At 73.3% G+C, this 9,479-nt stretch carries 10 protein-coding genes; 6 read left to right on the top strand and 4 right to left on the bottom strand.

Annotated elements, in window-relative coordinates; translation table 11 throughout:
• The 4 genes from ABYE80_RS12085 to pdxT form a co-directional block, all read left to right on the top strand.
• Positions 1-429, top strand: a 429-nt coding sequence (locus ABYE80_RS12085; RefSeq protein WP_372790534.1) for a glycosyltransferase, incomplete at its 5' end; no start/stop codon positions are given.
• A gap of 60 nt (positions 430-489) precedes the next feature.
• The gene (locus ABYE80_RS12080; RefSeq protein ID WP_372790533.1) at positions 490-1,368 is read left to right on the top strand and encodes a MurR/RpiR family transcriptional regulator; all 879 of its coding nucleotides are present in this window, start codon (positions 490-492) and stop codon (positions 1,366-1,368) included.
• A 98-nt stretch (positions 1,369-1,466) separates the two neighbouring features.
• Positions 1,467-2,351: a pyridoxal 5'-phosphate synthase lyase subunit PdxS gene (gene pdxS / locus ABYE80_RS12075; protein WP_372790532.1), complete on the top strand. Its 885-nt coding sequence runs from the start codon at positions 1,467-1,469 to the stop codon at positions 2,349-2,351.
• Positions 2,348-2,929: a pyridoxal 5'-phosphate synthase glutaminase subunit PdxT gene (pdxT, locus tag ABYE80_RS12070; RefSeq protein ID WP_372790531.1), complete on the top strand. Its 582-nt coding sequence runs from the start codon at positions 2,348-2,350 to the stop codon at positions 2,927-2,929. Before pdxS ends, pdxT begins: the two co-directional genes overlap by 4 nt.
• A gap of 45 nt (positions 2,930-2,974) precedes the next feature.
• Here the strand turns inward: pdxT and ABYE80_RS12065 are convergent, their stop codons facing one another.
• The gene (locus tag ABYE80_RS12065) at positions 2,975-4,105 is read right to left on the bottom strand and encodes a copper transporter (protein WP_372790530.1); all 1,131 of its coding nucleotides are present in this window, start codon (positions 4,103-4,105) and stop codon (positions 2,975-2,977) included.
• Between the two features lie 257 nt (positions 4,106-4,362).
• Here ABYE80_RS12065 and ABYE80_RS12060 point away from each other — a divergent pair, with 257 nt between their 5' ends.
• The gene (locus tag ABYE80_RS12060) at positions 4,363-4,869 is read left to right on the top strand and encodes a DapH/DapD/GlmU-related protein (protein WP_372790529.1); all 507 of its coding nucleotides are present in this window, start codon (positions 4,363-4,365) and stop codon (positions 4,867-4,869) included.
• Here ABYE80_RS12060 and ABYE80_RS12055 read toward each other — a convergent pair.
• Together ABYE80_RS12055 and ABYE80_RS12050 are read right to left on the bottom strand one after the other, a co-directional pair.
• Positions 4,866-6,062: a hypothetical protein gene (locus ABYE80_RS12055; protein WP_372790528.1), complete on the bottom strand. Its 1,197-nt coding sequence runs from the start codon at positions 6,060-6,062 to the stop codon at positions 4,866-4,868. The genes ABYE80_RS12060 and ABYE80_RS12055 overlap by 4 nt on opposite strands.
• Before the next feature lie 67 nt (positions 6,063-6,129).
• Entirely contained in the window at positions 6,130-6,576 is a 447-nt protein-coding gene (locus ABYE80_RS12050) for a tetratricopeptide repeat protein (RefSeq protein ID WP_372790527.1), read from the bottom strand.
• Positions 6,577-6,626: 50 nt separating this feature from the next.
• Here ABYE80_RS12050 and ABYE80_RS12045 point away from each other — a divergent pair, with 50 nt between their 5' ends.
• Positions 6,627-8,213, top strand: a complete 1,587-nt coding sequence (locus ABYE80_RS12045) for an O-antigen ligase family protein (protein ID WP_372790526.1) — start codon at positions 6,627-6,629, stop codon at positions 8,211-8,213.
• 4 nt (positions 8,214-8,217) lie between these two features.
• On the opposite strand, the gene ABYE80_RS12040 is transcribed toward ABYE80_RS12045, so the two are convergent.
• A partial coding sequence (locus ABYE80_RS12040) for a TolB family protein (protein WP_372790525.1) occupies positions 8,218-9,479 on the bottom strand: 1,262 nt, incomplete at its 5' end.

The following is a 9,479-nucleotide window of genomic DNA, read 5'->3' as shown; positions in this document are numbered from 1 at the left end:
GTCGGGAGCGGGCCCGAGCGCGAGCGACTCAGCCAGGAGCACCCCGACGTGCACTTCGCCGGACGGGTGAGCGACGAGCAGCTCGCCCGCCTGTACGAGAACGCCCGGGCCGTGGTGGTGCCGAGCTTCGAGGAGTTCGGCATCGTCGCCGTCGAGGCGCAGGCGTCCGGGACACCCGTCGTGGCGCCCACGCACGGTGGAGCGGCCGAGACCGTGCGCGACGGCGTCACCGGCGTGCTCCTCGAGTGGGTCCGTCCCGAGACGATCGCCCAGGCGCTCCAGCACGAGGTCTTCGAGACGCCGGACGTCGGTGAGCTCCGCCGGCACGCCGAGCGGTTCAGCTCCGAGGCGTTCCGGACACGCCTCGTCGAGGCGATCGAGCACCTCACCGGGATGACGGTCGCGGCCGACATGCCGATCGCCGCCTGAGGGGGATCGCCGCCCGGGCGGAAGGGGACCGGCGTTATACGTCGAAACCCCTCATCGCCCATGAAGAGGACGGCTACCACGACCATTGCCCCGCCCCACGAGGCGCACGGGCACCAATCTCTCTCGGACTACGTGCAGTCGCGGTTCGACGAGTTCTCGCGATCGCAGAAGGACGTCGCGCAGTACATCGTCGACCACCTCGACGAGGTCGCGTTCCAGACCGCCGAGGAGCTGGCGCGACGCGCGAACACCTCGAGTTCCACCGTGGTGCGCTTCTCCCAGGCGCTCGGCTTCGAGGGCTTCCCCGAACTTCAGCACGCCGCCCGCGAGGAGTACCGGCGCCGCCACGAGAGCACCGCGCAGGGTGCGAAGATCTCCGAGCCGCTGTTCTCGCTGGACCGCAGCGAGTTCGAGACCGCGGTGGCGGCCGACCACGCCAACGTCGAGGCGACGGCGCGCAAGTCCTCCCGCAGCGACATCGAGGCGACGATCGAGGCGATCGCCGCGGCCGACCGCGTCCTCATCGCCGGGACCGATCAGATGGCGTTCTTCGCGAGCTACCTGCGGCACCTCCTCATGCTGCTCGACCTGCGGGCAGAGATCGTCGCGAGCCCGTCGCAGGAGGCGCTGAGCCGTCTCGGTCGCATCGATGAGCGCACCCTGGTGATCGGACTCAGCGCCGGGCGCCCGCATCCGCTGGTCGTCCGCGCGCTCAAGCTCGCCCGGCATCGCAAGGCCCGCACGGTCGCGATCACCGACGCGACGCTGTCGGAGGTCGCGAAGCTGGCCCAGACGCGCCTGTACTACTCCAGCGACAGCCCGGCGTACGTCAGGTCCCACACGGCGCTCCTGAGCGTCATCCAGGGCCTGGCCTACGGTGTGTACGCCCGCGACGCGGAGCAGTACGCGGACCGGATCAAGGCGTTCCGCCTCAAGTAGCCCGCGCGGGGCGCGGCGAGACGGTCCGGCGCGCCGAGCGCCCGTGACCGCTCCGCCGCGGCACAGGGCCGTGGCGCCGGTCCCTCTACACTGCAGGGATGCGCGACGAAGCGACGTTCCGAGTCAAGGCCGGCCTGGCAGAGATGCTTTCCGGTGGCGTCATCATGGACGTCGTGGACGCCGAGCAGGCCCGTATCGCGGAGGCCGCCGGTGCCTGCGCGGTGATGGCGCTGGAGCGTGTGCCGGCCGACATCCGGCGCGACGGAGGCGTCGCACGGATGTCCGACCCGGAGATGATCCGCGGCATCCAGGCCTCCGTGAGCATCCCTGTGATGGCGAAGGCCCGTATCGGCCACTTCGTCGAGGCGCAGGTGCTCGAGGCGCTCGAGGTCGACTTCATCGACGAGTCCGAGGTCCTGACCCCCGCGGACGAGGCGCACCACATCGACAAGTGGGCGTTCAAGATCCCGTTCGTGTGCGGGGCGACCAACCTCGGCGAGGCGCTGCGCCGCATCGGCGAGGGCGCGGCGATGCTGCGGTCCAAGGGCGAGGCCGGGACCGGGGACATCGTCGAGGCCGTGCGTCACATGCGGATGATCACCGGCGAGATCCGCCGGCTGACCCGGCTGGACGACGCCGAACTCGCCACCGCCGCCAAGGAGCTCCAGGCTCCGCTGGACATCGTCCGCGACGTGGCGTCGACCGGCAAGCTTCCGGTCCCGCTCTTCTCGGCCGGCGGCATCGCGACCCCTGCCGACGCCGCCCTCATGATGCAGCTCGGCGCCGAGGCCGTGTTCGTGGGTTCGGGCATCTTCAAGAGCTCCGATCCCGAGCGGCGCGCGCGCGCCGTGGTCGAGGCGACGACGCACTTCCGTGACCCCGAGCGGATCGCGAAGGCCTCCGAGGGCCTCGGTCCCGCCATGGTCAGCCTCGAGGTCTCGAAGCTCGCCGGCGATCAGGTCCTCGCGACGCGAGGCTGGTGAGCACGGCAGGAGGGAGGACGCCGCTCATCGGCGTCCTCGCGCTGCAAGGTGGGTTTGCGGCGCACGGCCGGGCCCTGGAGCGCTGCGGCGCCCGCGTGCGGGAGGTGCGCGTGCCCACCGACCTGGACGGCCTCGACGGCCTGGTGCTGCCCGGCGGCGAGTCCACCACCCTCATGCTCGGGTTCGCCCGGGAGGGCCTGGGAGAGCCGCTGGTCGAGTTCGTGCGCTCCGGCCGTCCCGTGCTGGCGACGTGCGCCGGGATGATCGTCCTGGACCGCGAGCGCCTCGGCGCCCTGGACCTGCGATGCGAGCGCAACGCGTTCGGCCGCCAGGTGCACAGCTTCGAGGACGAGCTCGACCTGGACGGGCTGGACGGTCCGCCCATGCGGGCGGTCTTCATCCGGGCTCCATGGGTGGCCGAGCACGGGCCGGGGATCACCGTGCTGGCGGCCGTCGACGGGCACCCGGTGGCCGTGCGTCAGGGAGCGGTGACCGCGGTGTCGTTCCACCCGGAACTCACCGGCGACGATCGTCTGCACGCGGCGCTCGTCACCGCCGCAGGGACCCAGGCGGACTGATCACCGGCCGCGGGGTGGTCCCGCGGCCGGAGGCTCGGTCGCCGATCAGCGACCGGCGCGGGCGCGACGGGTGACGGTGACGAGGGCGCGGCCGCTGAGGAGCGCCATCGTCAGCAGGAGCCCGACGAGGAGCGGGCTGCCGCTGAGCGAGCCACTGCCGTCGGTGACGGGCGCGGCAGCGGTGTCCGGCACGATCCGGGGCGGCTGCAGGGCGTCGGCGTCCTTCTGGCTGCCGTAATGCCCGGGCTTGGCGCCACCCAGGAGGCGCATGAGGCTCTCCTGGCCGGTCGCCGTGTCGATGTTGTCGACGCTCGAGACGCCCTTGATCTTTTTGAAGTAGGAGATGCTCGACGGATCGCTGTCCTTGAGCTCGACCCCGATCACGGGGATGTCGGCCAGGACGGCGCCGCGGGCGAACGAGCGCTGGAACGCCTCGGCGATCGCGCGGTCGTCGGCGTCATCGAGCTTCTGGTGCGCGAGCACCAGACCGGTCAGCGGCTTCACGAGCCCCTCGAAGTCGCGGAGCAGGTCCGGGAGCTCCCGCGAGAGCCCGACCGCCTGCACGCTCTCGCCGCCGAGCCGCTTGGCCAGGCCGCGGAGCTTGTCCATGTCGAGGTCGCCCTCGCCGATCCCGGCGAACGGCGTGCCCGCGGCGATGTCGCCGAGGGTGTTGACCGAGAGCGGGTCGATGGAGGCGAGCCAGGCCGGGATGCCGATCACCTTGAGCACGCTGGGCCCGAGGTTCGTCGGCGGCGTGGTGATCGTCAGGAAGGCGATGGTGCCGCGTCCGTCTCCGGTGCCGCGACCGGCGCCCGTCCCGCCGCCGGATCCGGTGGGCGCGCCGGCGCCGAGATCCTCGTCGGGAGCCGCTCCGGCACCGTCGTCCTCGCCGCCGGGCGACGAGGTGTCGGTGTCGGTCGTCGGCTCGTCGTCGGTGGTCCCGGGCGTCGTGCCCGTGGTACCGGTGGTGTCGACGGTGGTGGGTCCGCCGGTGGTCGACTGCCCCCCGACGGTGACGGTGGCACCGACGGTCGTCGTCGGCGGGGTGGTCGTCGTGGGGCTGGTGGTCGTCGTCGGGGTGACGGTCGTCGTCGTGTACTGGTCCCCGGCGGCTCGGTCGTAGTCACGGAAAGGCGCTGCAAATGCGGTGATGGCGAGCAAGAGGCCCGCGATCATCGCGGTCGTTCCGATTACGGCGCTGCGCTTCATCCCAAGCCACTCCCCTGTCGTCCTACAGCCCCATCCGGAGGCCCGATCCCGTGCTCGCCGCACAATACCGGTTTTCCCGGCGTTTTCCTGCGACTGGTGTAACGATCTCGGGAGTTCCGGTGGAGGTACGCTGCCGAATCGTGACCGGATTTCGTGCACGAACTGCGAGATGGGCCTTCCGGCGGCGACTCGCGCGGCGCCTGCGGCGGTCCGACTTCGCGGAGTTGGGCGCGACAACGCTCATCCACCCGCCGGCCGCCGTGACCGGGCGACGCCACATCCGGGTCGGGGAGGCCAGCTACATCCTGGCCGGGTCCTGGCTCGCGGTCGCGGGGGAGGGCGCCTCCATCCCCGGGCTGCGCATCGGCGCCCGGAGCTACCTGGGCCGGGACCTCACCATCGTCTGCGCGCACGACGTGTGGATCGGGGACGACGTCATGGGCTCCGATCGGCTGTACATCGCGGACGTCGAGTACCTGCCCGGACCGTCGGGCCGGCGGCTCGCTCCCCCACGGCCCGTGCGCATCGAGGACGGCGTCTTCCTCGGGACCGGGGCCACGGTGCTCCCGGGCGTGACGGTCGGGGCCAACAGCCTCGTGGGCGCGGGAGCCGTCGTGACGCAGGACGTGCCGCCGAACGCGAGCGTCGCCGGGAACCCGGCGCGGATCATCCGCCGGTACGACACCGCCACGGCCACGTGGGTCGGGGGCGACGGGGTCGAGACCGCCTAGCCCGGGGTCTCGGCGGACTGCGGCTCGAACATGGGGGTCGCGGTGTCGGGCACGGCGCCCGAGCCCTCGTCGGGCTCGATCGTGGCGGCACCCGTGTCGGTCCCGGATCCGGCGCCGGGCCTCGTACCGGAGCCGGACCCGCCACCCGACTGCGTGCTCGAGGACGGCGACCCGGGCGCGGAGGACGAGGGCGTCGGGGCCGACTCGGACTCGGCAGCGGGATCCGACGCCGCCGGCGCTCCGCCTGCAGCCCGTTCCTGCGCGGCGCGACGCGCGGTCTCGCGTTCGCGGGCGCGGACCCGCTCGAGCGCGTCGCGGGCCGCCTCGGCGGCCCGCCGCTGGATCTCGGTGTCGGCGGCCGGCGGCCGAGCCGGAGGGGTCGGGGCGGGCAGTCCCGGGGTCCCGCGGGCCGGCTCCGCCGAGGTGCCGCCGAACAGACCCGAGACGGCCATGGCGGTGATCGCCCCGGCCGCGACGATCACGGAGGGGACGACGACGCGACGGAGCGCGTCGGGCCGACCCTGGTCCGCGACCGTCGCTGCGGGCACCGGCACCTCGCGTGGCGCCGCTTCGTGGGCGGCGGGGGCGGCACCGTCCGCATCCTCGTCGCGCTCGGTCACGGCGGCCACCCGCGCAGGCGGGACAGGCGGGGGCTCGGCACCGACCACCGCCTCGAGCGACTCACCCCGGATCGGGGCCGCGGCCCTCAGCGCAGCGATGACCCGGGCCACGACGACGCCCCCGGGTGCCGCGGGATGCGGTGCGCGGAAGGCGCGCTCGGCCTGTTCGACGGCGTTCGCGTAGCGGGTGCAGACCGGACACGACGCGAGGTGGCTGGTGAGCCTCGCCGCCTCGGCGGCCGACGCCGTCCCCTCGTAGCGTCCGACGAGCAGGAACGGCGTGTCGGCGCACGCCGGCCCGTCGGCCACGGGCGCGAATGCCGCGGCCGCGTTGCGGGTGCACGAGAGGAGCAGCGGGTCGGGCGCCAGGTCGTGAGGGTCGTCGGCAGCGACGACGGCGCCGCGAAAGCGTGCGAAGGCCTCTGCCGTGACGTCCATCGCGACGGTGGGGCCGCACGCGTGGCGCGCGTAGTCGAAGACGGATCCGGAGCGGCGCTGCGCCAGCCCGGCGAGCGAGTCGGGATCCCCGTCCCGGACGCCGGTCGGCGTCACCGGTGGTGTCGGACGGGTCATCTGAGCAACAGGGTAGATGGTGGGACAGCGGTGGTGAGGCGCTCCCGCCGAGCGCCGCGCCGGACCGTCAGCGGTCCCGCGGCTCCGTGAACACGGGCAGAGGCTCTTGACGGGGGTTCTGCGCCAGCGCTCGCGCGTACTCGCGCCGTGCTGCGCTGCGGTCGCCGAGGAACAGCAGCACGCCGGCGAGATCGCGACGCGCGCGCCAGTCGCTCGGGCGCTCCCGGATGGCCGCCTCCAGCGCGGTGCGCGCCTCGGCGAAGCGGGATTGCCGCAGCCGCACCTGCGCCTCGACGTAGCGGGCATCCGCGGCCGTCGTGCCCTCCGTCAGGGTCCGGGCCAGCCGCAGCGCCTCGCGGTAGTCGCCGGCCGCGCCCGCCTCGTTCGCAGCACGAAGCGTCCGCTCATCGGCCCGTCGGTCGTACAGGGACAGCGCGACCAGCGCGCAGAGAGCCGCGATCGCCATCGCCGCCCACCGCTGACGGCTGCGCTCCGTGGTGCTCGGTTCGTGCACTGCGGCGACGACCCTACCGGACGATCCCGGACCTCGTAAGGTCTCGCGGCATGCGGGAGGACGGGCTCACGAAACTCCGACGCGCGAGCCCCGGGCTCGCCGCGACCGCCGTGGTCACGGGCGTGATCCTGTGGCTCGCGTTCCATCAGGGCGGGTACTTCGAGGACGCGCGCCTGGACGCTGCTGTGGTCGTCTGGGCCGCGCTGGCCCTCCTGGCGGCGATCGAGCTCCCGCGGCTGCGGCCCAGCACGGCCGCGCTGGTCGCGCTCGGGGCCCTCGGGCTCCTGACGGCCTGGACGGCCCTGTCGACCACCTGGAGTCCTGACGCGCCCCGAGGCGAGCGTCTGGTCGACCTGGACCTGCTCTACGTCGGCATCTTCGCCCTCGGGATCCTGGCGGTGGGTAGCGGGCGCTACGCACGCGTGATCCTGCTGGCCGCCCTGGGGGCCTGCACGGCCATCCTCGGGGTGGCCCTCTGGGCCCGCCTGCATCCGGGGGCCTTCGGCAGTCCGCTCCCGGACCCGCGACTGGACGGCTACCGGATGGAGTGGCCGCTGGGGTACTGGAACGCGCTCGGCGGACTCGGCGTCATGGGGGCGACGCTCGCCGTCGGCGTCGCGGCCGACCCCCGGTCCGCGATCGCCTGGCGCGCCGTCTCCGCGGCCGCGGCGACCCTGATGCTCGTCGCCGCCTATCTGACCTTCTCGCGCGGGAGCATCGTCGCGTTCGGCGTCGGCATGCTCGTGCTCGTCGCGCTCGGCGGACACCGGGCATCGGTGGTGGCCACCCTCGTGCTGGTCGGAGCGACGGTCGGCCTGCTGGTCCTGCGTCTGGAGGCCATCCCCGCTCTCACCACGGATCCTGCTGCCGGTCCCGGCCAGGCCGAGGCCGGTCGCGACTTCGTGCCGACGCTCGTGCTCGCGATGGGTCTCGCGGCGGTCGCGCAGGGACTGCTGGCCGTCGGGAACCGCTCGGTCGCGATGGCGGACCTCGTGCGGCGCACCGGGCGCCCGCTGGCGGTCCTGCTCACGAGCGCGGCCGTCATCGGCGCGGTGGGCGCCTACGTCGTACGGGCGGACGCGATCGAAGGACGTGTCTCCAATGCGCTCGAGGACAGCGGCGACTGGATCAGCACGCAGTGGGACGAGTTCAACCGGCCGGGCGCCCAGCGCGAGGCGGAGCGCGGCAGCGCACGGCTCGACACGGCGGCGGGCACGCGGTCGGACCTGTGGGACATCGCGCTGGACTCCTTCGCGGCGGCGCCGGTGTGGGGAGAGGGGGCGGGGTCCTACCAGACCCGGTTCTTCCGCACGCGCACCGTCGACGAGAACGTGCAGAACGCCCACTCCCTGGAGTTCGAGACGCTCGGGGAACTGGGGCTCGTCGGCGCGCTGCTCCTGCTGGCGTTCCTCGGGGCGATCGTCGCGGCGCTGGTCCGCAGCCGGCGGCGTCGCCTCGCCCTGCCCACGACCCAGACCGCGGCAGCGGGCGCGACCGTCGCCGTGTGGCTGGTCCACGCCTCCGTCGACTGGGACTGGCAGGTCCCGGCAATGACCGGCACGGCCCTGCTGGTGGCCGCGACGCTGTTCCCGACGGGCCGCCGGATCCGCCGGCGGCGCTCGGCCTTTGTCGCCTGAGCGCTCAGGACAGCGAGACGCGGATCTCGGCGCTGCGGCTGCGATTGCCCGCCTCGTCCGTGGCCCGCGCGAGGATGCGGAACGCCCCGCGCACGTTGCTCGGCAGACGGACGGACCACGCCCTGGCTCCGTTGGCCCGGACGAAGTACTTCTTGGTGCACACGTCCTTGACGAACCGCAGCTTGCCGGACACCGACCGCAGGTGGTTGCACCCGCCCTGGACGAGGTAGGCGACGGACACGTCGACGCGCCGCACGCCCGACCTGTCACTGGCGCGTCCACGGATCACGCGCAGGAACCGGCCCTTCGGGGCCGTGATGCTGACCTTCGGTCGCGTGCGGTCGTTGGAGCCGACCCGGACCCGAAGCGGGGTGGGGTCGAACACCATGCCGAGCCCACCCGCGCGTGCCTCGAGGATCGCGGCGGAGCGGGGCACGGTCACCCGCGAGCGACAGTTGAAGGCGGGGCCGCGGTCGAACCGGCACACGAAGCGGTCGGCCGCGGGATCGTCGGCAGCCAGGCGCACGACGCGGCTGCCCGATGCGCGGGGCGACGCGAGCGAGGTCTGCGGGGCGTCCAGGCGTCGCAGGAACACGTCCGAGGACCGGTTGCGATCCCCCGGGACGACGTTCGTCGACGCGCTGGAGAAGACCGCGATGGTGCCGGCCCCGGAGATGCCGACGCGTCGGCCCACGGCGGGCACCGGGCTCGGGATCCGCCGGTCGCCGGTCGCGGTCACGTCGACGGTGCTGGTCGTCCGGCCGCGCAGGTCCCGGACCACGAGATCCTCGCCGGACGCGTCCCCACGGACGAGGTTCGTCGCGAACGTGCGGAACACGAGATACCGGCCGTTGGGGGTGAGCGTGGGCGCGAACGAGTCGTTGTTGCCCTGGACGTTGAGCGAGCTCGCGCTCACCAGCTTGGTCTTCCGCGCGCGGCGGTCCCGGAGGAAGATGTCGGTGCTCGCGTTGCGGTCGCGCGTCGTCAGGTTCGTCGCGTCGGAGTCGAACACCACGTACCGGCCGTCGGCGCTGACGTCGGACTGCATGCGGAAGCCCTTGCCGACGGATCGGTTCTGCTGCCTGTTCGAGGACGAGACGCTGACGAGCGCGGTCCTCCCGACCGCGATGTTGCGCACGAACACGTCCGCGACGCCGTTGGTGTCGCCGCTGACGAGGTCCCGGGCGAGCGACTCGAACGACACGACCGCGCCGTCGTCGCTGATCGCCGGGGTGCTCGAGCGCCCCGACCCGGACGTGCCCTTGG

Origin of the sequence: Paraconexibacter sp., from assembly GCF_041602235.1 — a bacterium.
In the GTDB taxonomy this organism is placed as follows: Bacteria; Actinomycetota; Thermoleophilia; order Solirubrobacterales; family Solirubrobacteraceae; genus Paraconexibacter.
Note: the sequence above shows the minus strand (reverse complement) of the source record. Positions and strands in the feature narration are given on the sequence as shown.